Raw genomic sequence first — 19,695 nt, forward strand, 5'->3', positions numbered from 1 at the left:
GGCGGACGGGCTCAGTCCCCGCCACGACCGGCGTAACATTCAGTTGGGAGGACTGTCTTGACCGCACACGGCCTGATCGACACGACGGAGATGTACCTCCGCACGATTTACGAGCTCGAGGAGGAGGGCATCGTCCCGCTGCGCGCCCGCATCGCCGAGCGCCTGCAGCAGAGCGGTCCCACCGTGAGCCAGACCGTCGCCCGCATGGAGCGCGACGGCCTCGTCCGCGTCGAGGGCGACCGGCACCTGTCCATGACCGAGCTGGGCCGCCAGCTCGCCACCCGCGTGATGCGCAAGCACCGGCTCGCCGAGTGCCTGCTGACCCAGGTGATCGGCCTGCCGTGGGAAGAGGTGCACATCGAGGCGTGCCGGTGGGAGCACGTGATGTCGGAGTCCGTCGAGGCCCGGCTGGTGACATTGCTGGACAACCCGACCGCCTGCCCGCACGGCAATCCCATTCCCGGGCTCGCCGAGCTGGGCGCCAAGGAGCCGGTCACGGCCGAGCCCGACGGGCTGGCGTCGATGTGCGACGTCGCCACAGGAGCGAAGAATGTGCCCGTGGTGGTGCGGCGAATTAGCGAACAAGTGCAAAGTGATCCCGCTGTGATGCTTAAACTCAAGCAAGTTGGGATACAACCCGGACGCGAGGTCACGCTCGCGGCGAGCGACGACGGTGTGCGGGTGACAGGTGACGGTGACGCGAACGACACTCCCGCGGAGCTTCCGCGCGATGTTGCCGCGCACGTTTTTGTCTCCAAGCGCTGACGCGCGCGCAGCGGCTTGGTTGAATCCCTCCTGGGAGGCCCTCCACTCTCCCCAGACCAAGACTGTTGCAGGAGCGCTCGTGGTTCGCTGTGCATGCTCGCCACCCCGAGGAGTGGTCTCCGGATGAAGCGTTGGGGGGATCTGTCACAAGATGCGGCTGATCACCTTGCTGCCGGGTCCGTCTTGGACCACGCCGAGATGGCGGTGGTCGTCACCGACCGTTTCAGCAATCTTCTCTACTGGAACCCCTTCGCTGAGAAGCTCTTCGGCCGCCCGGGCAGAGCGCCTTCGCGTGACGCCTCCGTCCTGTCCCTCGGGATCATGGAGAAGGACCACCCGCAGGCGATAGAGCTGGCCAAGCACGTGCTCAAGGGCGGCGTGTGGGAGGGCACCTTCGACGTCAAGCGGGGCGATGGCACGATCGTCTACGTCCGCGCCCAGGCGGTGCCGCTGCGGCACACCTCGGGCGCCGTGACGGGCATCGTCATCACCGCCCGCGAGGCCCTGCGCAGCAACGAGCGCGAGAAGGACCGCTTCGGGCTGCTGGAGCGCATCGGCGAGCGGCTGGCCGGCTCGCTGTACGTCGAGGAGACGCTGAAGCGCGTCGCCGAGATGCTCGTCCCGCAGTTCGCCGACCACTGCTTCATCGAGCTGATGGAGGGCGACCGCCTGGTCCGCCGGGTCTCGCAGCACGTACAGGGGTGGTCGCCGCCGTCGGGCACATGGAAGCCGGTGGGGGCGGAGATCCGCTACCCCTCCGGCCACTACGCGGACACGGCGCTGCGCCGCCAGGAGACCATCCTCGTCGAGGACTTCGCCACCAGCAGCTTCCCCGCGCCCAGCGAGGGCGGCGCCCGGCTGTGCGGCGAGGTCGGCATGACCTCCGCGATCGTCGCCCCGCTCCTGGTACGCGGCGAGACGCTGGGCCTGATGTACCTCGGCCTGTCCAACCTCACCGACCGCCGCAGCCCCCACTACGACGCCTTCGACCGTGACTTCGTCGGCGCCATCGCCACCCGCGTGGCGGTCGCGATCGACAACGCGCTGCTGTTCGAGGAGGAGCGGCACACCGCCGAGTCGTTCCAGAAGTACCTGCTGCCGAGGGCCCTGCCGCAGCTCGACGGCCTGCAGATCGCGGTGCGCTACTACCCGGCGGCCCCGCTGGCCTCCCACGGCCAGGGCATCCAGACCCAGGTCGGCGGCGACTGGTACGACGTGATCCCGCTGTCGGCCGGCCGGGTCGGCATCGTGATCGGCGACGTCGAGGGCAGGGGCGCCAAGGCGGCGGCCATCATGGGCCAGCTCCGGGCCGCCCTGCGGGCCTTCGCCCAGGACGACAAGTCGCCGGCCGACATCCTGGCCAGGCTCGACGAGTGGACCCGCATCATCGCCACGCCGGAGAAGGACGACAACGGCGCCGACGTCAGCATCCCGCCCATCGTGACCTGCCAGTACCTCGTCTACGACGCCTGGTCGCGGCAGCTCTCCTTCGCCAACGCCGGGCACGCCCCGCCGCTGCTGCTGGTCGACGGCCAGTGCCTGGAGATGGACATCGAGGAGGTCGGCCAGCCGCTCGGCGTCCGCGCCAAGGGCCTGCACGCCGACCTGGTCTACAAGGAGGAGACCCGCACGCTCCCGCCGGGCGCGGCGCTGCTGCTCTACACCGACGGGCTGATCGACCGCCGGCCCGGCCGCGACGGCCGCATGCCGAGCGACGCCGAGACGCTGGGCGTGCTGTGCGAGAAGCTGGCCAAGATGTCCGAGGCCGACGTCGAGCGCATCGCCGACGCCGCCACGGTGGCGGTGCCCGGCGAGATCGACGACGACATGGCGATCCTGGTCGTCCGCTCCGCCGACGGCGACCTCGACGTCGAGGAGCGCACGTTCCCCGCCCAGCCGATCATGGTCGGCGAGGCGCGGCGCATGGCCTCCGAGGCCTTCGCCGGGTGGAACGTGCCCGAGGAACGCGCCGAGCTGGCCTGCCTGCTGGTCTCCGAGGTCGTCACGAACGTCGTGCTGCACGCCTCCACCGCCACCGTGCCGCGCAGGGAGCTGTCGGTGGAAGGCCCGCCGCTGCCGTTCGAGGAGTCCTGGGACATCCCGGGCATGGAAGAGGAAGCGGTCGGCGACAAGGAGTTCACGCTCCGGCTGCGCAGGGGCGGCGAGTCGGTCTGGGTCGAGGTGTTCGACCAGGACCTGCGGCTGCCGCGCATCCGCAGCGCGGGCGAGAACGACGAGGGCGGGCGCGGCCTTTACCTGGTCGACCAGCTCGCCCGGCGCTGGGGCTCGCGTCCTACCAAGGAAGGCAAAGCCGTCTGGTTCGAGATTCCCACCCGCGGCAGGTGAGTGTTCTACTGGCGGGATGGACCTGGCCTTCGAACGGCGGGGCACGGGCGCGCCGCTGATCCTCATCCACGGCATCGGGCACCACTGGCAGGCCTGGCTGCCGGTCATGGACCGGCTGGCGGCGACGCGCACGGTGATCGCCCTCGACCTGCCGGGGTTCGGCGACTCGCCGGGGCTGCCCGCGGGCACCCCGTACACCGCCGAGTCGCTGGCTGACGCGGTCGAGTCGTTCTGCGCGTTGCTCGGCGTGCGCGAGCCGGCCGTGGCGGGCAACTCGCTCGGCGGCTATCTCGCGCTCGAACTGGCCTCGCGCGGGGTGGTCCGCTCGGCCGTGGCGTTCTCGCCCGCCGGCTTCTGGTCCCGTTCCGAGTACGTCTACGCCCGTACCCTGCTGCGCGCGCTGCGGGCCACGGCCCGGGCGCTGCCGCCCGAGCGGTCCGCCCGCCTGGCCGAGTCGCCGGCCGCCCGCGCGCTGTCGGCGGGGCTGCTGGTCGCCCACCCCTCGCGGCTGGCGCCCACCGCCCTGGCCGCCGCCACGCAGGCGCTGGCCGCCGCGCCGGGCTTCGAGCAGACGCTGGAGTCGTTCGACGGGCTGATGCCGCCCGCGCCGCCCAAGACGCCGATCACGATCGCGTGGGGCGAGCACGACCGGCTGCTGCTGCGCAGGCAGGCGGTGCGCGCCGCCCGGTGGTCGGGGGAGCGGGTCAAGCTGCTGACGGGCTGCGGCCACGTGCCCATGAGCGACGACCCCGAACTGGTGGCCCGGGTGATCCTCGAAGGCGCCTAGACCTTCGTCTGGCCCCAGACGAGCAGCATGGCGATGATGAACACGATCATCACGCCCGCGTAGCCGACGGCGCCCAGCCGGAAGGCCCGGCGCACGCGGTTCAGCACCCAGGCGAACAACAACGCCAGGAAGACCAGGAGGATCAGGCCGCCGTAGTCCATGCCCTCCAGTATGCGGCGCGCGGCGGGCCCGCGCGCGGCGCGTACCGGAACCTGGCCGGCTAGAAACCGAACGAGCGGCCGATGATCTCCTTCATGATCTCGGTGGTGCCGCCGTAGATCGTCTGGACCCGGCTGTCCAGCCACGCCTTCGCGACCGGGTACTCCATCATGTAGCCGTAGCCGCCGTGGAGCTGGAGGCAGCGGTCGATGACCTTGTTCTGCAGCTCGGTCGTCCACCACTTGGCCTTGGCCGCGTCCACCGCCGTGAGGGCACCGGCGTTGAGCGCGAGGACGCACTTGTCGACGTAGTGGCGGGCGATCTCGGTCTCGGTGGCCAGCTCGGCCAGGACGAACCGGGTGTTCTGGAACGAACCGATGCTGCGGCCGAAGGCCTGGCGGGTCTTGCAGTACTCGATCGTCTGCTCCAGCACGGTCTCGGCGGCGGCGACGGCGGCCACCGCGATCGACAGGCGCTCCTGGGGCAGGTTGTGCATGAGCTGGAAGAAGCCCTCGCCGTCCTCGGGGCCGAGGCGGTTGGCGACGGGCACCCGGACGTTGTCGAAGAACAGCTCCGCGGTGTCCTGGGCCTTCATGCCGACCTTGTCCAGGTTGCGCCCCCGGTGGAAGCCCTCCATGCCGCGCTCGGCCACGACCAGCGTGGTGCCCCTGGCCCCGGCCTCCGGGTCGGTCTTGGCGACCACGACGACGAGGTCGGCGTTGACGCCGTTGGTGATGAAGGTCTTCTGGCCGTTGAGCACGTAGTGGTCGCCCTCGCGGAGCGCGGTCGTCCTGATGCCCTGGAGGTCGCTGCCCGCGCCGGGCTCGCTCATCGCGATCGCGGTGATCAGCTCGCCGCTCGCGAACCCGGGCAGCCAGCGCTGCTTCTGCTCGTCGTTCGTCAGTTCCACGACGTACGGGGCCATGACGTCGTTGTGCAGCGAGAACCCGAGCCCGGACGCGCCGTGCCGGATGATCTCCTCGACGATGACCGCGTTGTACCGGAAGTCCTTGATGCCCGCGCCGCCGTACTCCTCGGGCACCGAGAACCCGAACATGCCCAGTTCCCCGGCCTTCTTCCAGATCTCGCGCGGGACGATGCCGTCCTTCTCCCACTGCGCGTGGTGCGGCACCACCTCGCGGGCCATGAACTCGCGCACCGTCTCCCGGAAGAGCCGGTGTTCCTCGTCGAAGAGATCCCTCTCCATCTGCCACCTCCCGAACAGGATTCTGGTGGTGGACACGGCTTCATCACAAGTAACGGAAGATGCGGCATTCCGTGTGTGTTCTGGGTCTTTGCGACTCTAAGATCTACCCTCGGTCTATTTGTGGGTGATCGGAGTCTCCCCGTGAGTCGGTTGCACAAGGCGTTGATCGCCGCGGCGGTCACTTCCGTGGCTGCGTTAGGTGTGACGGTGCTGCCGAGCCTGCCCGCGTCGGCGGCGCCGGCCGAGCTCGAGGTCGAGTACATCTGCACGCCGACCGGCACGAGCAGCATCGTCAGGCACGGTCCGGTGCGGTTGACCACCAACCTCACCTTCGAGACGGACCTGGTCGTCGGCGGGCCGCTCAAGTACTCCTGGAAGCTCGGCTACACCGGCGACGGCAGCCGGCTGCAGTCGCCCGGCTACTTCGGCCCGGGCGGACAGGTGCACGCGGTCGGCAACCTCGAGCTCAAGAGCAACTGGGTGGGCATCCTGCAGCCCAAGGGCAGCGCCGAGCCGGAGGACGGCCTGCGCCCCGACGACCCGCTCGGCCTGCCGCCGCTGCTGAACAGCCCCGGCATGATCGACAAGGCGGGCACCATCAGGATCACGCCGAAGGACATCGACCTCGACTTCACCCCGCCGGACAACAGCGTCGTCATCAACGACGGTGACGACGCCGACAACCCGAGCGACATGCAGATCGTCTACAACGGCACGTGGACCTCGATCGACGACCGTCCATCCTCCGAGCACCACGTGCACAACGACCTGCACGAGACCACCGAGCTGGGCGCCTCCGCCGAGCTGACCTTCATCGGCACGAGCGTGACCTACATCGGCCCGACCGACAAGGACGCCGGCCCGGTCGACATCTACCTCGACGGCATCAAGCGGGCGACCGTCGACCCCTCGCGCGACGCCGACGACGACCCCGTCAACGACGACCTCGACGGCGGCCAGGAGCTCTGGAAGTCGCCCGAGCTTACCTACGGCAAGCACGTCGTCAAGGTCGCGAACGCCTCCACCAAGCAGGCGTGGCTGGACGCGTTCGAGGTCTCGACCGCCACCTCGCAGACCCCGACCGGCTTCCACAGCGCCAAGTGCAAGCCGGCCAGCACGCCGGGGACGATCGTGGTGACCGTCGGGGAGCCGCAGACCAGCCCGACGCCGACCGTCACCCACACGCCGACCAACAGCCCCACGATCACGCCGACCTCGACCGGCACCGGCTCGCCGACGAGCACGTCCTCGGCCTCTGTGTCGCCGTCCTCCCAGATCACCCACCCGTCGATCGTGATCGTCGGCCCCGGCGGCACGACCGGCACCCCCACCGCCACCCCCACGGGCTCCGCCAGGCCCACGGTGACGAAGTACGTCAGACCGCAGGTGGTCAAGACCCCCAAGGGCGGCGTGAACACCGGTGAGGCGCCGGATCCGCCGCTGAACACAGGGGCGTACACGCTGATCGCGGGCGGATCCGCGATGTTCATGGCCAGCGCCGCGGGCGGACTGCTGGTGTGGCGCCGCCGCGCCGCGCACGCCGGAGGTGTGAAGTGACGAGCGAGCAGCAGCAGACGCAGCCGGCGCAGCCGGCGCAGCCGGCGCAGAAGCGGAAGTCGACCCTCAACAAGGCGATGCCGGGCCTGCTGATCGCCGGCTCGCTGGCCGGGGTGGGCGCCGTCATGGTGGGCCTGCTCTCCCTGGCGCCCCCGGTGGACGACGGCTCCAGCCCGCTCGCGGCCGGCGCCGAGCCGTCCACGGTGCAGATCGAGAACGCGGGCGCGTTCGTGCTGCCGCCGACCGTCGGCCCCGGCGGCAAGAGCGGCCTCACCCCGGCCCGCATCGACGCGCCGCCGCCGGTCGCCGCCGTGCCCACGATCGCCCCGATCCCGGCCGCCAAGACCGCCAAGGCCAAGGCCGCCGCCAAGCCGTCGCGCATCAAGATCCCGAAGATCAAGGTGAACGCGCCCGTCGGCCAGGTCACCGTGGACATCAAGGGCAACCTGGGCACCCCGTCCCTGAGCAAGCCGAACCAGACCGGCTGGTACCGCTTCTCGCCGCTGCCCGGCGAGAACGGGCCGACGATCATCAACGGCCACGTCAGCACCCGCAAAGGCCCCGCCGTCTTCGCCCGCCTCTCGGAGCTGGTCAAGGGCGACAACATCTACGTGTACCGGTCGGACGGCAAGATCGCCCGCTACACGGTGAGCGGGATCGAGCAGGTCAGCAAGGCGTCGTTCCCGACCAACCGGGTGTACGGCAACACCGACGGGGCCCAGCTCCGGCTGATCACCTGCGGCGGCGTCTACAACAAGGCCGGCCACAGCTACAAGGACAACATCGTGGTGTACGCGACCCTGTCGAAGAAGAAGGTCTGATGACGGTTGTGGCCGGAATTTCCGGGTTTACGGGAAGTTGACAGGTAGAGTTCGTAAGATCTCGACCTAACCGTGACCGAACGCTGGGATTCTGGCACGACTGTTGTGTCCGCTGTGAAACGGAGAAGGATCGTGCACATGTCTCAGGCGTGGCGCCGCCTCGCCCACAAGACATTCGCCCTGGGGGCAGCGGCGTCGCTCGCCCTCCTGGTCGGTTCGATCTTCGTTGTCACGACCTCGACGGCGGCGTCGGCAGCGGTGACGAAGTCGTACGCCTACACCTGCTCCGGAGGGCCCTTCAGCAACACGTCGCTCAGCGTCGGGCTCAGCGCTCCCGACTCGGCCACGGCGGGTCAGTCCTTGGATCTCACGGTCACCATTCCCGCGCTGACGCTGACGACGGCTCCGACCGCGGCCACCACCGTCCAGGCGACCCTGGACCTCACGCCTACGGGCGGCACGGTCTCGGACGCGGGCGCGAAGACGGGCGCCGCCGTGACCGCCAACCAGACCACCGTGCCGGCCGGCAACGTGACGTACAAGATCGCGGTCACCGCCGGCGCCACCGGCAACGTGACGGTGCGGCCGGGGCAGCTCAAGCTGGCGCTCACCAGCGCCGCGACGACGGTGACGACGTGCAACACCACCTCGACCGAGACGCTGAGCGTTCCGATCGGGACGGGTGGCGGGAACGGTACCGGCACCGACCTGGTCCAGTACGAGTGCGTCGGCCCCGCCACCACGGACACCCAGGACGTCGAGATCAAGGTCGAGCTGACCATGCCGACCTCCGCCACCGTCGGCACGCAGTTCGCCGTCAAGTGGAAGGGCACGTACACCACGGGCAAGGAGCTGAAGGCCCCGAGCACCGGTCAGACGCCCAGCGCGTCGATCTTTCCCTACGCCGCGCTGACCGGCATCTCCGGCTTGACCTCCGCCACGGGGCAGGGCACCACCGGGACGATCACCGCGGGCGCGATCATCCCGCTGCCCACGGCCACGATCGACCTCAAGGCGACCGCGAGCAGCGCGGGCACGGTCACCGTCAAGCCGTCAAAAATCAACTTCGGGTCGAACACCGCCTCGGGTACGCAGCCGGCGATCGAGTGCACGGTGCAGAACGAGAGCGCGCTCAAGAGCTACACGTTCACGGTGAGCACGTCGTCCTCGACGTCGAACAGCCCCTCCCCGTCGCCCACGCCCACCACCACCAGCCCCAAGCCGACCAGGACCCACACCGAGATCGTCACCGTCACCCCGTCCAGCTCGAAGTCCACCCGCAAGTCCCAGACCCCCAAGGCGGGCGCCGACACGGGTGCGGGCGGCACGATGGGCCCCGACGGGCGGGCGTTCATCCTGACCGGGACGGCGCTGGTGGCCGCGGCCGCGGTGGGCGGGCTGGTCCTGCGGCGGCGTAACGCCGCCAGGGGCTGAGTGGGATGGCCGGGTACTACCCCTACGGCGGCGGGCCGCCGGCTCCTGAGCCGCCGCAGGACAAGGGCGGCACGGCTCTGCGGGCGGTGCTGATCGTGGCCGCGATCGCCGGGGTCGTGACCGTGGTGGCTGGGCTGCTGATCGTGCTGCGCTCGCCCGACGAGTACGGCCTGGCCTCCAACCGGGACAGCCTGGCCCTGCCGTCCAAGCCGCAGGCGAGCGGCAAGCCGGAGCAGGCGTTGTTCCAGGCGGCCCCGGACGTGCCGCCGCCGCTGCCGCAGATCACGCCGGCGCCGCCGATGTTGCCGTCCACCCCGGTCCGGATCGTGATCAAGCGGCTGGGGATCAACGCCCCGATCGAGGCGGTCGGGCTGGCGAAGGACGGCACGATCCAGGTGCCGCCGGCGAACGACCCGAACCTCGTGGGCTGGTACCGGAACATGTCCACGCCGGGCGAGGCGGGCCCGGCGGTGCTGCTCGGGCACAAGGACACCCGCACCCGCAGCGCCGTGTTCAGCAGGCTGTTCGAGATCAGGAACGGCGACACGATCGAGGTCAAGCGCCAGGACAGGACCACGGCGGTCTTCACCGTGGGCGGCGTGGAGCAGGCGAACAAGAAGACGTTCCCGACCCAGCGCGTCTACGGGCCGCAGGACAACGCCCAGCTGCACCTGATCACCTGCGGCGGGACCTACAACCGGAACACCGGTCACTACACCGACAACATCATCGTCTACGCGACGATGACGAGCTCCTATCGAAGCTGAGCGCGGAGGCGGGCATGGGCTGGATGGCGAAGCGGAGACTGCGTACTGGCCCCACGGCGGTGCTGCCGGCCAAGGTGCAGCCGGCCGAGCTGCTGCGGATCGTCCGGCTGGCCGACCCGGGCGCCCGCCTGGACGGCGACGACGTCGTCGCGACGGACGTGCGGATCTGCGCCCCGGTGGAGGCCGAGCCCGAGCTGACGGGCGGCGAGCTGGAGAAGTCGTGGGCGGTGCGGGTGGCCGGTGAGGGGCCGCTGCCGCTGGACTTCTTCGACCGGTTCCTGGCCGAGGGCATCGCCTACCGGCTGAAGGGGCTCGCGGTGTGCCGCGGCGAGGTGAGCGATCCGGCCGACGAGGAGAACGCCGGACCTGCGGTGATCGTGCCGGTGCGCCCGTCCGCCGAGGAGCTGGCTCCGCTGCTGGAGCCGCAGGAGGACGACGAGTTCACGTTCGTGGCGGGCGAGGTCCGGGCGGTGCTGGTGCCGCAGAAGGGGCAGCCACCCGCGGTGGCGGAGCTGCTGCCCTTCGCGACCGAGCTGACCGCGATCGAGCTGCGCGGCGAGGAGCAGGCCAAGCTGGGCGCGCTGGCGCTGGAGCTGGCCGACCGGCTCCAGGGGCTGGTGGTGGACCGGTGGCGGTTCCGGATCGACGCCCCGGAGGACCTTCTCCCCCCGGAGTGAGAGGCCACAGAACGTCGTTCTGTTGTACGCTGCCCCTAGTAACCGAATAATGCTCGGTTTCCAGGAGGCACTGTGGCAGAGGCGTACATCGTCGGGGCGGTCCGCACCCCGGTCGGCAAGAAGAAGGGCGGTCTGTCCACCGTCCACCCCACTGACCTGGCCGCTCACACGCTGAAGGCGCTCATCGAGCGCACCGGCGTCGATCCCGCCGCGGTCGAGGACGTCATCCTGGGCTGCGTCATGCAGTTCGGGCCCCAGAGCATGGACATCGCCCGCAACGCCTGGCTGTCGGCCGGCCTGCCGGAGACCACCGCCGGTGTGACGATCGACCGCCAGTGCGGCTCGTCCCAGCAGTCGATCCACTTCGCGGCGCAGGGCGTCATGTCCGGCACGCAGGACCTCGTCGTGGCGGGCGGCGTCGAGTCGATGAGCGTCGTCCCGATGGGCTCGTCCATCAAGGCCGCGCTCGACCTGGGGATGCCGTTCCCGTTCGGCGAGAAGTGGGTCGAGCGGTACGGCAAGCAGGAGATCTCGCAGTTCCGCGGCGCGGAGCTGATGTGCGAGAAGTGGGGCTACACCCGCGAGGTCCTGGAGCAGTTCGCGCTGGAGTCCCACCAGCGCGCCGCCAAGGCCATCGCGAACGGCTACTTCAAGGAGCAGATCGCCCCGGTCAACGGCGTCGAGGACGACGAGGGCCCGCGCGGGGACACCACTCTGGAGAAGATGGCCTCGCTGAAGACCCTCAAGGAGGGCGGCCAGATCACCGCGGCCACCTCCTCGCAGATCTCCGACGGCTCGGGCGCGGTGCTCATCGCCTCCGAGCAGGCCGTCAAGGACCACGGGCTGACCCCGCGGGCCCGCATCCACCAGCTCGCGCTCATGGGCGACGACCCGGTCTACATGCTGACCGCGCCGATCCCCGCCACGCAGCGCGCGCTGAAGAAGGCCGGCATGTCGATCGACGAGATCGACGTCGTGGAGATCAACGAGGCGTTCGCCCCGGTGCCGCTGGCCTGGATGCACGAGCTCGGGGCCGACCCGGCCAAGGTCAACCCCAACGGCGGCGCCATCGCCCTCGGCCACCCCCTGGGCGGCACGGGCGCGATCCTCATGACCAAGCTGCTGCACGAGCTGGAGCGCACCGGCGGCCGCTACGGCCTGCAGACGATGTGCGAGGGCGGCGGCCAGGCCAACGTCACGATCATCGAGCGGCTCTGACCGTCAGGACGAGAAAGTGGGGCGCCGCCTCCAGGCGTAACGAGGGAGGCGGCGCCCCGAACTACCCATCCCGGTAGTTGCTCGTGTGGCCCCCTGGACAACGACGGTACGGGCGGGCCCTGAGCAGGCGCAATCGAATTACCCGCGGGCCGCCGCGATCACCAGGCGGGGCGTGCCCGCACCGGTAGCCGGTCACGCGTCGAGGTGGCGGGCGAAGCCGGTCACCATGGCCGCGAGCCCCGCCTCGAACCAGCCGTCGTAGAAGGCGGACTCTCCGGTGGGGCCGGGCGTGCCCCCGGGCGGGGCGCCGACCTGGGCGAGCGCGTGGCCGAGGACGTACACGGCGACGGACTGCACGGCGGTGGTCGCCTCCTCGCCGGCGACGCCCGCCCGCGCGAAGGCGCCGAGCAGCCCGGCCAGCAGGGCCGTGCCCAGCTCGACGTCCACGGGGTGGACGGCGAGCAGCGGCACCGCGTTCGGGTGGGCGAGCAGGACGCGCCGGTAGCTCCGGGCGAAGCCGGTCAGCGCCTCGGGCCAGGCCGCCTCCCCGGGATCGGTCGCCGCCTCGGCGAACAGCCGGTTGACCACCTCGGCCAGCAGCGCCTCCCGGCTGGGGACGTGCCGGTAGAGGGACATCGCGGCCACCCCCAGCTCGGCGCCGAGGCGGCGCATGGTGAGCGCCTCCAGTCCCTCGGCGTCCAGCACCCGCACGGCGGCGGCCACGATGCGCTCGACGGTCAGCACGGCCGGGCGGCCCGCGCGCCTCCTGCCCTCGCTCATCCGGACAGCGTAACGGCGAGCGTGGTCCCCAGCATGATCAGGGACAGCACGCCCACCACCATGTGCTGCACGTCGATGACGACGTCGTGCCCGGCCGTGGGCAGCACCTTGAGCGTGCGGGCGTAGTCGCGCCGGTAGGTCTCGCGCTGCGCCGCCGTGCTGAGGCCCGCGTACGGCAGCCACCAGCTCGTCACGTGCCCGAACACGATCAGCCCGGCCAGCGCGGTGGCGGCGACCAGCGACCAGGTGCGCCCGAGGGCCACGCCGGCGGCGATGAGCAGCGGGAACGGGTAGTTGATCGCGGCGGCGATCCTGCGGTGGCGCAGGTTGCCGGGGCGCAGGTCGTTGAGCGGGAACATCGGCACCCACTCGGTGAGGACGAGCCAGGCCAGCCATAAGCCGGGGACGACGGTCGCGAGCACTCTCATGTCAGCTCCTCGTTTTTGCGTACCTTGTAAGCTTACACAGTACGCAAATCCGGGCGACGATGACGGCCAGCCCCGCGAGCCCCGCCACCAGCAACGTGATCGACAGCGGCGCCGGGAAGTAGGTGAGCTGCGCCCACGTGACCGTCCGCCCGTTCATCAGGAACGAGGTCCAGTCCGGATAGGACGCCAGCACCAGCACCGGGAGCAGGGCCGGCAGCAGCCGGAGCGCGGCCCGCCACCGCGGCCGGCCGGCCCGGCGCGCGGCCCAGCGGCGGGCCCGCAGCACGCCCAGCACCCCGAGCGCGGCGGCGGCGAGCGCGACCGCCCCCAGGATCGCCTCGTAGAGCTGCCGGTCGCCGCCCGGGACCTCGGGCCTACGTCCCTCGCTGAGAGCGGTCAGGCCGAGCATGATGGCGTACGTGTCGTCCTGGAGGGCGGCGCTGTTGGTCATGACGGCGAAGCCGTAGCCGGTGCGCGGCGAGATGGCCTCGACCGCCGTGTACGTGAACAGGTTGCCGGAATGCGTGAGCTGCCCGGTCTCCTGCTCCACGCCCCACCCCATCGCGTACGGCCGGATCGCGATCGGTTTGTGCATCTCCTCCAGGCTCTGCCGCTTGACCAGCGGCCGGCCGTGGCCCGTCTGGGTGACGAGCCACTTGCCCATGTCGTTCGCGGTGGTGACGACGCCGCCCGAGCCGCTGCCGTTGAGGAAGGCGGGCAGCTCGGGACGCGGCAGCCAGAGCCCGTAGACCGAGTTGTAGCCGTCGGCGGGGCGGACCTCCTGGTCGCTGACGGCGCTGGAGGTCATGCCGAGCGGCCCGAAGACGCGGTCGCGCAGGTAGGAGCCGAAGTCCCGGCCGCTCGCCACCTCGACCAGCCGGGCGGCCAGGTCGTAGTTGACGTTGCAGTACTCCCAGCGGGTGCCGGGCTCGGCCCGCAGCCGCCCGCCGGCCAGCCGGGCGGTGTAGGCGGCCAGATTGGTCGTCTCCTCCAGCGCGTTGATGTCCACGGTGGTGTCGGACAGGCCGGAGGTCTGGTTGAGGAGCTGCCGGACGGTGACGCGGGCGGCGCGCGGGTCGGCCATCCGGAAGCCGGGGAGCTGCGCGGCGACCGGCTCGTCCAGCCGGATCCGGCCGCGCTCGACCAGCGTCATGACCGCCGTCGCGGTGAACGACTTGCTGACCGAGGCCACCCGCATCGGCGTGTCGGCGGTGACCGGGCGGCCCGCCGAGTCGTGGCCGTACCCGGCGGCGTGCACGACCTGGCCGTCGTGGGTGACGACCACGGACACGCCGGGCAGGCCGGTGGCGGCCAGGGCGTCGCGCATGTACCCGTCCACGGTGGCCGGGGTGAGCTGGGCGGGCGCCGGGGTGGCCAGCGTGCCGGCGGCGAGGAGGCTGATCAGGAGCGATTTCACGCCTCAGAACCTAGAAAGGGACACCCCCTTACCGAATCGGCCGTCCGTCCAGAACCACCCCTGACGAAAGTCAGGTCTCGCCGGGCGCGGGCAGCGGGGTGGGCACCGCGTTCTGCATCTGCTGGAAGACCACCGAGGTGCGGAAGCCGACGATCTCCTTGCGCTTGCTCAGCTTGTCCAGCAGGAACGCGTGCAGGTGGTCGAGGTCCTGCACGGCCACGTGCAGCAGGAAGTCGTCGCCGCCGGCCAGCACGAAGACGCTCAGCACCTCCGGCATGCCGCCCGCCGACGCCTTGAACGCGTTGATCACCGCCCGGCTCAGCGGCCGGACCTGGACCGAGACCATCGCCTGCGTGCCCCGGTTGAGCGCGGCCGGGTCGATGTCGGCGTGGTAGCCGCGGATCACGCCGCGGCGGGTGAGCGAGCGTACCCGTTCGAGACAGGTCGAGGGGGCGATGCCGAGCTGCCTGGCCAGCTCGCGGTTGGACTGCCGCGCATCCGTTTGGAGCAGCCGCACGATCGCCGAATCAAGTTCGTCCATGACCGGAGATTCTGCCCTGTCTCCGGCCGGACGGTCGGCTGACCCCTCGTGGTGTCGTGCAACTGCTCTACTTTCGAGCCTATGACGCAACAGACGGAAGCTCGCATGACGGCAGGACAGGGCACGGCGCTGCTGGTGGGAGCGGTGCTCGGGCCAGGCATGCTGGTGCTGCCGCAGCTGGCCGCCGCCGCGGCGGGCCCCGCCTCCGTGCTGGCCTGGGCGGGCCTGCTCGCGCTCAGCGTGCCCGTCGCGCTGACCTTCGCCGCGCTCGGCGCGCGCTACCCGGACGGCGGGGGAGTGGCGAGCTTCGTCGGGCTCGCCTTCGGCCGGCGCGCCGCCGCCGTGACCGGCTGGTGGTTCTTCGGCGCGGTGCCCGTCGGCACGGTGGCCGGCGCGATCGGCGGCGGCCGGTACGTCGAGGCGTGCTTCGGCGTGGACGGCACCCTCGCCGCCTGGCTCATCATGCTGGCCGCCGTCGCCGCCAACGCCGCCGGCCTCCGCACCTCGGGTTGGCTCCAGCTCGGCTTCGTGCTGCTGCTGGTCGGGCTGCTGGCCACCGCCGTGATCGTCGCCGCGCCGCACGGACGGGCGGCGAACCTCACCCCGTTCGCCCCGCACGGCGCGGCAGGCGTGGCGAGCGCGGCCGGGGTGCTCATGTTCGCCTTCGCCGGGTGGGAGGCGGCCAGCCACCTGTCCGCCGAGTTCGCCGACCGCAGGAACGGCCTGGTCCGGGCCACCGTCGTGACGCTCGCCGTGATCGCCGTGCTCTACCTCGGGGTGTCGCTGACCTCGGTCGGCGTGCTCGGCGCGGACATGAGCGGCGTGCCGCTGACCGGGATGCTGGAGCTCGGCCTCGGCGGCGCCGCGCGGCCGGTGACCGGGGTGGTGGCGGTGCTGCTGACGTTCGGCGCGGTCAACACCTACCTGGCCGGCGCGGCCCGGCTCGGCGCGGCCCTGGCCAGGGACGGGGCGCTGCCCTCCTGGTTCGCGGCGGGCGGGGAGGCGGGGCGGACCCCGTACCGGAGCCTCGGGCTGGTGGCGGCGCTGACGGTGCCGGTGCTGGTGTCGGGGGCCGACCTCGACGTGCTCATGCGGGCCACCTCGGCGTGCCTGACGGCGGTCACGGCGGCGGGCGTGGTGGCCGCGGTCCGGATGTTGCCGGCGGGCCGGCACCGCGGCACCGCCGTGGCGGGGGCCGCGCTGTCCGTGGCGGCGCTCGCGTTCTGCGGCGTCTACCTGCTGGTTCCGGCCGTGTTGGGGCTGGTGGCGGCCGCCGTTCTTACGGCCGGCTCTCGCCGACCGTATAAAAAGGGCATATAAACGGCGAGAGGCGCCGTCAGGCGGGCACCAACTCATCGTCACCGGGACGGCGCGATGTCGGGAGGGTGCGATGACGCAGCACGCCAAGTACGAGGAATCCAGGGCGGTCGGCGAGCAGGCGCGCGAGAAGGAGTGGGCCCGGCCCAGCTTCGGCAAGCAGCTCTTCCTCGGCGACTTCCGCCTGGACCTGGTCCACCCGGCGCCGGCGCTGCCCGACGAGGCCGCCAAGCGCGGCGAGGAGTTCGTCCGGGCCGTGCGCCGCTACCTGGACGCGCACGTCGACCCCGCGCTCATCGAGCGCACCGGGCAGATCCCGGACGAGGTGGTCAGGGGCCTGGCCGAGCTGGGCGCCTTCGGCATCACGATCGGCGAGGAGTATGGCGGCCTCGGCCTGCCCTACCTGTACTACTGCCGGGCCCTCATGCTCGTCGGCTCCTACTGCCCGGCGCTCGCCACGCTGCTGTCGGCGCACCAGTCGATCGGCGTGCCGCAGCCGCTGAAGCTGTTCGGCAGCGAGGAGCAGAAGCGCGAGTACCTGCCGCGCTGCGCCCGGGGCGAGATCTCGGCGTTCCTGCTCACCGAGCCCGACGTCGGCTCCGACCCGGCCCGCCTGGCCACCACCGCCACCCGCGACGGCGACGACTACGTGCTGGACGGCGTCAAGCTGTGGACGACCAACGGCGTCGTGGCCGACCTGCTCGTGGTGATGGCCAGGACCGGCAAGAAGATCAGCGCGTTCGTGGTCGAGGCCGACTCGCCGGGCATCACGGTCAGGCGGCGCAACGCGTTCATGGGCCTGCGCGGCATCGAGAACGGCGTCACCGAGTTCTCCCAGGTCAGGGTGCCGGCCAGGAACCTGATCGGGCGCGAGGGCGAGGGCCTGCGGATCGCCCTCACCACGCTCAACACCGGCCGCCTCTCGCTGCCCGCCACCTGCGCGGGCAACGCCAAGTGGGCGCTGAAGATCGCCCGCGAGTGGGGCAACGCCCGCGTGCAGTGGGGCCACAACATCGGCCGGCACGAGGCCGTCGCCACCAAGCTCGCCTTCATCGCGGCCACCGCGTACGCGCTGGAGGCCGTCATGGAGCTCAACAGCCGCCTGGCCGACGACAAGCGCAACGACATCAGGATCGAGGCGGCCCTCGGCAAGCTCTACGCCTCCGAGATGGGCTACCGCATCCTGGACGAACTGGTCCAGATCAGGGGCGGCCGCGGCTACGAGACCGCCGAGTCGCTGGCCGCCCGCGGCGAGCGCGGCGTGCCGGCCGAGCAGATGCTCCGCGACTCCCGCATCAACCGCATCTTCGAGGGCTCCACCGAGATCATGCGCCTGGCGATCACCCGGGAGGCCGTGGACGCGCACCTGTCGGCCGCCGGCGAGCTGATCAACCCGGACGCCTCCCGCCAGGAACGCGCCCAGGCCCTCCGCCGGGCCGGCCGCTTCTACGCGGGCTGGCTGCCGACGCTGGTCGCCGGCGCGGGCACGCTGCCCGGCGGCTACGGCGCCTTCGGCCCCCTCGCCGGGCATCTCCGCTTCGTGGAGCGGACCAGCAGGAAGCTGGCCCGGTCCACCTTCTACGGCATGTCCCGCTGGCAGGGCCGGCTGGAGCACCGCCAGGCGTTCCTCGGGCGGATCGTGGACGTCGGGGCCGAGCTGCTGGCCATGACCGCCGTCTGCGTCAAGGCGGCGGGCGACTCGGCGGACCTCGGGCGGCGGCCGTACGAGCTGGCCGACACCTTCTGCCACCAGGCCAGGCTGCGGGTGGAGGCGCTGTTCGACCGGCTCTGGGACAACACCGACGCCCGCGACGCCCGCCTGGCCGGGTACGTCCTGGAGGGCCGCTACGACTTCGTCGAGGAGGGCGTGCTCGACCCGTCCATCGACGGGCCGTGGATCGGCTCGCCCGAGGGCGGCGAGAACGTCCGGCGGAAGATCGTCTGACATCCGGTCTAGACCGGGTGTGCGCAACCGGCGGCCTTACTGTTGCCGAACCGCAACAGGCCGGTATAGACCGGATGGGGAACGCGGGCTTACGCTGACGCAAACGCGGCGAGCTCCGGAGCGCTCCGGGCTGCTCCGGGCTTCCGCGTGCTCATCCCCCAGGGCGGGTCCGGGCCCACTGGTACGGACCAGCGTCACCCGTCCGACGATAAGGCGGTATCTCCAGTGAACAACAAGCTTGCGGGCGGCGCCGCTGTCGGCCTCGCCGCGCTGCTGGTCCTGGCCGGCTGCGGCTCGGAAGGCTCCGGTGGCGGCGGCGGCAACCAGGCCTCCTCCGGCGGCCAGGTCACGCTCAAGATGGTCGCCGCCGACTACGGCGACGGCCCCGGCAAGCCGAACTCGGGCGAGACGTTCTGGAAGGGCGTCGTGGACGAGTTCCAGGCCGCCAACCCGAACATCAAGGTCGACGTCCAGGTCATCAACTGGAACGACATCGACAAGCAGGTCGCCACCATGGTCCAGAACGGCCAGGTGCCCGACATCCTGCAGACCGGCGACTACTCCGGCTTCGTCAAGGACAACCTGCTCTACAAGGTCGACGAGGTGCTGTCGCCGAACGTCTCCGGCGACCTGCTGCAGAAGTTCGCCGACTTCGGCAAGGTGGACGGCACCGCGTACGGCATCCCGTTCGTCTCCTCCGCCCGCGCCCTGTTCTACAACAAGGACCTGTTCGGCAAGGCCGGCATCAACGAGCCGCCCAAGACCTGGGACGAGCTCAAGGCCGCCGCCGAGAAGCTGAAGGCGGCCGGCGTGACCCAGCCGTTCGGCCTGCCGCTCGGCCAGGAGGAGGCCCAGGCCGAGTCGTTCCTGTGGATGCTCGGCAACGGCGGCGGCTACAAGGACGCCTCCGGCAAGTGGGCGATCAACTCCGCGCCGAACGTCGAGACCTTCACCTACCTCAAGGGCCTGGTCGACGCCGGCCTGACCACCCCGAACCCCGGCACCAAGGACCGCAAGACGGTCTGGGAGGACTTCGGCGCCGGCAAGGTCGGCATGGTCAACGGCGGCCCCATGTCGATCCCGATCTTCGACGCGGCCGGCCTGAAGAACTACGGCGTCGCGCCCATTCCCGGCAAGTCCGGCCCGCTCGACACCACGCTCGGCGTCATGGACTGGATCATGGCGTTCAACAAGAACGGCCACGCCGCCGAGATCAAGAAGTTCTTCGACTTCTTCTACACCGGCAACGCCGCGCAGAAGATCTCCGACACGTACAAGCTGCTGCCCGTCACCAACAGCGGCATCAAGAAGCTGTCGGGCGACGAGAAGCTCAAGCCGTTCCTGGACGCGCTGCCCAACGCCAGCTTCTACCCGTTCCAGGACCCCAAGTGGGCCGAGGTGAACCCGGCGATCAAGCAGACCATCGGCGGAGCCGTCAAGGAGGACCCGGCCAAGGTCCTCGGCGAGCTGCAGAAGGTCGCCGAGGCGGGCTGATCGTGGCCGGCCCGGCTCCCTCCACGGGGAGCCGG

18 protein-coding genes are annotated in these 19,695 nt (G+C 71.0%); 12 read left to right on the forward strand and 6 right to left on the reverse strand.

Annotated elements, in window-relative coordinates; genetic code table 11:
• The first annotated feature begins 57 nt into the window (after nt 1-57).
• The 3 genes from MF672_RS14745 to MF672_RS14755 all read left to right on the forward strand — a co-directional run bounded on the left by MF672_RS14745 (nt 58) and on the right by MF672_RS14755 (nt 3,898).
• Nucleotides 58-765: an iron-dependent transcriptional repressor DtxR gene (locus MF672_RS14745; RefSeq protein WP_302893213.1), complete on the forward strand. Its 708-nt coding sequence runs from the start codon at nt 58-60 to the stop codon at nt 763-765.
• A 123-nt stretch (nt 766-888) separates the two neighbouring features.
• Nucleotides 889-3,111 carry an ATP-binding SpoIIE family protein phosphatase gene (locus MF672_RS14750; RefSeq protein WP_242375335.1) on the forward strand — a complete coding sequence of 741 codons (2,223 nt, stop codon included), beginning with the start codon at nt 889-891 and terminating at the stop codon, nt 3,109-3,111.
• A gap of 16 nt (nt 3,112-3,127) precedes the next feature.
• Nucleotides 3,128-3,898, forward strand: a complete 771-nt coding sequence (locus MF672_RS14755) for an alpha/beta fold hydrolase (RefSeq protein ID WP_242375334.1) — start codon at nt 3,128-3,130, stop codon at nt 3,896-3,898.
• On the opposite strand, the gene MF672_RS14760 is transcribed toward MF672_RS14755, so the two are convergent.
• Together MF672_RS14760 and MF672_RS14765 are read right to left on the reverse strand one after the other, a co-directional pair.
• On the reverse strand, nt 3,895-4,059 hold the full coding sequence (locus MF672_RS14760; protein WP_242375333.1) for a hypothetical protein: 165 nt from the start codon (nt 4,057-4,059) through the stop codon (nt 3,895-3,897). The two genes, MF672_RS14755 and MF672_RS14760, sit on opposite strands and share 4 nt — an antisense overlap.
• Before the next feature lie 59 nt (nt 4,060-4,118).
• Nucleotides 4,119-5,264 carry an acyl-CoA dehydrogenase family protein gene (locus MF672_RS14765; protein ID WP_242375332.1) on the reverse strand — a complete coding sequence of 382 codons (1,146 nt, stop codon included), beginning with the start codon at nt 5,262-5,264 and terminating at the stop codon, nt 4,119-4,121.
• Nucleotides 5,265-5,450: 186 nt separating this feature from the next.
• Here MF672_RS14765 and MF672_RS14770 point away from each other — a divergent pair, with 186 nt between their 5' ends.
• The 6 genes from MF672_RS14770 (at nt 5,451) to MF672_RS14795 (ending at nt 11,738) form a co-directional block, all read left to right on the forward strand.
• On the forward strand, nt 5,451-6,821 hold the full coding sequence (locus MF672_RS14770) for a hypothetical protein (RefSeq protein WP_242375331.1): 1,371 nt from the start codon (nt 5,451-5,453) through the stop codon (nt 6,819-6,821).
• Nucleotides 6,818-7,642 (forward strand): class F sortase, encoded by an 825-nt coding sequence (locus tag MF672_RS14775; protein WP_242375330.1) that lies wholly within the window; start codon nt 6,818-6,820, stop codon nt 7,640-7,642. Before MF672_RS14770 ends, MF672_RS14775 begins: the two co-directional genes overlap by 4 nt.
• Before the next feature lie 138 nt (nt 7,643-7,780).
• Nucleotides 7,781-9,076, forward strand: coding sequence for a hypothetical protein (locus tag MF672_RS14780; RefSeq protein WP_242375329.1), 1,296 nt, complete (start codon nt 7,781-7,783; stop codon nt 9,074-9,076).
• A gap of 5 nt (nt 9,077-9,081) precedes the next feature.
• Nucleotides 9,082-9,843, forward strand: a complete 762-nt coding sequence (locus tag MF672_RS14785) for a class F sortase (protein WP_242375328.1) — start codon at nt 9,082-9,084, stop codon at nt 9,841-9,843.
• A 23-nt stretch (nt 9,844-9,866) separates the two neighbouring features.
• Nucleotides 9,867-10,520, forward strand: a complete 654-nt coding sequence (locus MF672_RS14790; RefSeq protein WP_242375327.1) for a hypothetical protein — start codon at nt 9,867-9,869, stop codon at nt 10,518-10,520.
• A gap of 72 nt (nt 10,521-10,592) precedes the next feature.
• Entirely contained in the window at nt 10,593-11,738 is a 1,146-nt protein-coding gene (locus MF672_RS14795; protein ID WP_242375326.1) for an acetyl-CoA C-acetyltransferase, read from the forward strand.
• A gap of 192 nt (nt 11,739-11,930) precedes the next feature.
• On the opposite strand, the gene MF672_RS14800 is transcribed toward MF672_RS14795, so the two are convergent.
• The 4 genes from MF672_RS14800 to MF672_RS14815 form a co-directional block, all read right to left on the reverse strand.
• A complete protein-coding gene (locus tag MF672_RS14800; protein ID WP_242375325.1) occupies nt 11,931-12,518 on the reverse strand; it encodes a TetR/AcrR family transcriptional regulator in 588 nt (195 codons plus the stop codon).
• A complete protein-coding gene (locus MF672_RS14805; RefSeq protein WP_242375324.1) occupies nt 12,515-12,946 on the reverse strand; it encodes a hypothetical protein in 432 nt (143 codons plus the stop codon). Before MF672_RS14805 ends, MF672_RS14800 begins: the two co-directional genes overlap by 4 nt.
• A gap of 1 nt (nt 12,947) precedes the next feature.
• Nucleotides 12,948-14,363 carry a serine hydrolase domain-containing protein gene (locus MF672_RS14810; RefSeq protein ID WP_242375323.1) on the reverse strand — a complete coding sequence of 472 codons (1,416 nt, stop codon included), beginning with the start codon at nt 14,361-14,363 and terminating at the stop codon, nt 12,948-12,950.
• 70 nt (nt 14,364-14,433) lie between these two features.
• On the reverse strand, nt 14,434-14,904 hold the full coding sequence (locus MF672_RS14815) for an Lrp/AsnC family transcriptional regulator (protein WP_242375322.1): 471 nt from the start codon (nt 14,902-14,904) through the stop codon (nt 14,434-14,436).
• A 105-nt stretch (nt 14,905-15,009) separates the two neighbouring features.
• On the opposite strand from MF672_RS14815, the gene MF672_RS14820 reads away from it, so the two are divergent.
• The 3 genes from MF672_RS14820 to MF672_RS14830 all read left to right on the forward strand — a co-directional run bounded on the left by MF672_RS14820 (nt 15,010) and on the right by MF672_RS14830 (nt 19,660).
• On the forward strand, nt 15,010-16,224 hold the full coding sequence (locus MF672_RS14820) for an APC family permease (RefSeq protein ID WP_242375321.1): 1,215 nt from the start codon (nt 15,010-15,012) through the stop codon (nt 16,222-16,224).
• A 70-nt stretch (nt 16,225-16,294) separates the two neighbouring features.
• Nucleotides 16,295-18,166: an acyl-CoA dehydrogenase family protein gene (locus MF672_RS14825; RefSeq protein ID WP_242375320.1), complete on the forward strand. Its 1,872-nt coding sequence runs from the start codon at nt 16,295-16,297 to the stop codon at nt 18,164-18,166.
• A 225-nt stretch (nt 18,167-18,391) separates the two neighbouring features.
• The gene (locus tag MF672_RS14830; protein WP_242375319.1) at nt 18,392-19,660 is read left to right on the forward strand and encodes an extracellular solute-binding protein; all 1,269 of its coding nucleotides are present in this window, start codon (nt 18,392-18,394) and stop codon (nt 19,658-19,660) included.
• Nucleotides 19,661-19,695: the final 35 nt, after the last annotated feature.

This window comes from Actinomadura luzonensis (genome assembly GCF_022664455.2).
GTDB classification, from domain to species: domain Bacteria; phylum Actinomycetota; class Actinomycetes; order Streptosporangiales; family Streptosporangiaceae; genus Nonomuraea; species Nonomuraea luzonensis.

Excerpts from the sequence above, each read along its gene's own strand:
- MF672_RS14750 (WP_242375335.1), top strand. The coding sequence starts at position 889 with ATGAAGCGTTGGGGGGATCTGTCACAAGATGCGGCTGATCACCTTGCT.
- MF672_RS14755 (WP_242375334.1), top strand. The coding sequence starts at position 3,128 with ATGGACCTGGCCTTCGAACGGCGGGGCACGGGCGCGCCGCTGATCCTC.
- MF672_RS14760 (WP_242375333.1), bottom strand. The coding sequence starts at position 4,059 with ATGGACTACGGCGGCCTGATCCTCCTGGTCTTCCTGGCGTTGTTGTTC.
- MF672_RS14765 (WP_242375332.1), bottom strand. The coding sequence starts at position 5,264 with ATGGAGAGGGATCTCTTCGACGAGGAACACCGGCTCTTCCGGGAGACG.
- MF672_RS14780 (WP_242375329.1), top strand. The coding sequence starts at position 7,781 with ATGTCTCAGGCGTGGCGCCGCCTCGCCCACAAGACATTCGCCCTGGGG.
- MF672_RS14785 (WP_242375328.1), top strand. The coding sequence starts at position 9,082 with ATGGCCGGGTACTACCCCTACGGCGGCGGGCCGCCGGCTCCTGAGCCG.
- MF672_RS14790 (WP_242375327.1), top strand. The coding sequence starts at position 9,867 with ATGGCGAAGCGGAGACTGCGTACTGGCCCCACGGCGGTGCTGCCGGCC.
- MF672_RS14800 (WP_242375325.1), bottom strand. The coding sequence starts at position 12,518 with ATGAGCGAGGGCAGGAGGCGCGCGGGCCGCCCGGCCGTGCTGACCGTC.
- MF672_RS14805 (WP_242375324.1), bottom strand. The coding sequence starts at position 12,946 with ATGAGAGTGCTCGCGACCGTCGTCCCCGGCTTATGGCTGGCCTGGCTC.
- MF672_RS14815 (WP_242375322.1), bottom strand. The coding sequence starts at position 14,904 with ATGGACGAACTTGATTCGGCGATCGTGCGGCTGCTCCAAACGGATGCG.
- MF672_RS14820 (WP_242375321.1), top strand. The coding sequence starts at position 15,010 with ATGACGGCAGGACAGGGCACGGCGCTGCTGGTGGGAGCGGTGCTCGGG.
- MF672_RS14825 (WP_242375320.1), top strand. The coding sequence starts at position 16,295 with ATGACGCAGCACGCCAAGTACGAGGAATCCAGGGCGGTCGGCGAGCAG.